Below are 826 nucleotides of genomic sequence, written 5' to 3' on the forward strand. Positions count from 1 at the left end.
TGGTACAAATCCATCAACATTAAACATTAAAGGTACATCTGATTTAGCAGAGTTTAGTCCCCACTTTATGAGTGTGAAGGTGCCTACAAATAGTGATATTGTTACATTAAGTAAAGGTGCCAAAAACATTCATTTAGGAATTGATAACTTTGATACATATCAATCATGAAGTGGTCTAACAACTAAAGCAGCTAACTTATTTAAGGATAGTGATGCTAAATTAGATAATTTTTCAAATGCACTAGGTGCAAAAATGGTTGAAGCAGCACTACAAAACACATCACTTACTTCAACAACACAGACATACTATATTAATCCTTATCCAATTAGTGAATTACCAACAACAGTTGCTTTTAAATCAAATGGTAATAAAGAAACCACAGTTGGTTCAAATAAAACAACATTATTACTAGGAGGATTTGGAGGATATACTCAAAACCCAATTAAATCAAATGGTAAACCATGAATTGATGGTGGTGATGGATTATCAAAGAATTACTTTGATTACAATAATGTTAAATGATACTTCTATGGATCATATGAAGCAAATCAAGATGGTTCTAATAATGGTGTAAGAATCAATAGATCACTTCTTGATTCAAATACAAAGCCAGTTTCATATGCACCAACAGGATCAGATACTGTAGTAGTTGCTGACCCTAACCAATATGTAAATAATACAGCTATAGCAATTCGTTTCCTATTGGAAGCTATTATTACTAATGACACTATGTCTAGATCAACCAGCGTAGATCAACCAGCGTAGATCAACCTACAACAGGATCAGGATCAGAATCTGAAACTACACAACCTACAACAGGATCAG

The 826-nt window shown here is 33.1% G+C and carries 1 protein-coding gene; it reads left to right on the forward strand.

All coding sequences use genetic code 4. The features are described 5' to 3' along the window. Window positions 1–766: hypothetical protein (locus CJJ23_RS05145; protein ID WP_180738056.1), on the forward strand; the 766-nt coding region annotated here is incomplete at its 5' end. Window positions 767–826: the final 60 nt, after the last annotated feature.

Origin of the sequence: Mycoplasmopsis agassizii (genome assembly GCF_002276225.1) — a bacterium.
In the GTDB taxonomy this organism is placed as follows: Bacteria; Bacillota_I; Bacilli_A; order Mycoplasmatales; family Metamycoplasmataceae; genus Mycoplasmopsis_B; species Mycoplasmopsis_B agassizii_A.